Raw genomic sequence first — 1508 nt, 5'->3', positions numbered from 1 at the left:
ACGCCGTAGCGACGCACGCGGTAATGCGGCATCTCGCCGACATGACCGGGAATGGCGGTGCAGCGGCCTTCGCCGTCATAGCGCCAACCGTGATAGGGGCATTCGATTTCGCCGCCGACGACCTTGCCGGTCGAGAGCTCGACCAGCCGGTGCGGGCAGCGGTCGAACAGCGCGGCGATGCCCTGGGCCGAGCGGAACAGGACGACAGGTTGGCCGTCGATCAGGATGCGCCTGGGCTTGCGCCTGATGTCGGCCGACAGCGCCACGGCCTGCCAATGATCTTTCCGATCGTGATCTTCGCTGTGCCTCTGGCGCACGCTCACAGCTCGAACCTCCTGAGCAAGGGAATGCCGACCAGCGCCAGCACGGTTTCCATGACGCGGATCGCCGCACGCCGGCGGCGCGAAAGGTGCCCGGCGTAGACGGCGTTGTATTCGATAGTCGCCACCGCGCCGCGCAGGCGCTTGAAGCCCGCCGCCCCGGCGCTCATGTTGAAGAATAGGCCGTGCGCGGTCGCATGCTGCTGAGCCATCGCCATCACCATGCGATAAAGCCCCTCCTGTATCGGCAGGCCGGTATCGTAGCCGACGATGGGCTGGGTCAGCGTGCGGCCGTTCTCGAACAGGCCGGTGACGGCGACGAGGTCTCCACCCGGCCGGCGCAGGCCGGCAAGGCTGATGATGCCGCGCCGGTGCATCTCGGCGATGTAGCGGGCGGTGTAGTGCGGATTGAGCGGCGTGTACTTTTCCAGATAGAGCATGGTGTAGAGCTCTTCCGCGCGCGCATAGTCGGCTTCGCTGAAATCGGCATCGCCGACGCGCTCGAAGGGCGTGGTGGCGAGCCGCTTGCGGTCGCGCTTCATGTTGATGGTCATGGCCGGTGCCGCGCCGCGCTCGGCGAAGATGTAGATCTGGCGGGCCGCCAGCATGCGGAAACCTTCGGCCTTCAGCGCCGCGATGGTGGCGGGATCGGCGATCTCGTTCAGCGAGCGGATGACGATGGCGCGATCCGGGAAACGCGCCACAAGGTCGGCGCGCAGCTCGGCCACCGCCGTTCGGTCGAGCAGCGGCACCGGATTGGTCGAATAAAGCCAGTTGTTGAGCTGAACCTGACGGTCGAGACCACTCGTCCGCACCAGCGGCGCGCAGGCGCCGATCAACGCCGTGAGCGAGCGCCGCAGCAACGGATGCGCGATGAAATTGCGCGTCTCGTCGATGGCATATTCGAGATAGGCGCTGGACGGGCAGCAGATGTAGCAGTTCGGCGGTTCGCCGGCGTCGTTCAGCGTCAGCGGGAAGGTGCGGCCGGCGACCGCCGCGCTTTCGACCGATGTCGTCAGGTTGGCGACGAGGTCGCGCACCGGGACGTCGTTGAAGAGCCGCACGAAAGCCTCGACCTGGGCTGGATCGTTCTCGACCCGGTCGGCTTGCTGGGGCGCGCCAGCCACGACTGCCGCCCGGTTCACGGCGCCGCTCCCAGCCGGCACTCGACACGGCGCAATTTGCGGC

Annotated in this window: 2 protein-coding genes; both read right to left on the bottom strand. The window is 67.1% G+C overall.

Annotated features, from left to right (window positions below):
- Positions 1-323, bottom strand: a 323-nt coding sequence (locus EN742_RS34735; protein WP_245492476.1) for a Rieske 2Fe-2S domain-containing protein, incomplete at its 3' end; no start/stop codon positions are given.
- On the bottom strand, positions 320-1465 hold the full coding sequence (locus EN742_RS34730; protein WP_245492475.1) for a GNAT family N-acetyltransferase: 1146 nt from the start codon (positions 1463-1465) through the stop codon (positions 320-322). The genes EN742_RS34730 and EN742_RS34735, both read right to left, overlap by 4 nt.
- Positions 1466-1508 lie beyond the last annotated feature (43 nt).

Source organism: Mesorhizobium sp. M4A.F.Ca.ET.020.02.1.1, assembly GCF_004022645.1.
Taxonomy (GTDB): domain Bacteria; phylum Pseudomonadota; class Alphaproteobacteria; order Rhizobiales; family Rhizobiaceae; genus Mesorhizobium.
The sequence above is the reverse complement of the archived record's forward strand: the minus strand, read 5'-3'. Positions and strand labels throughout refer to the sequence as shown.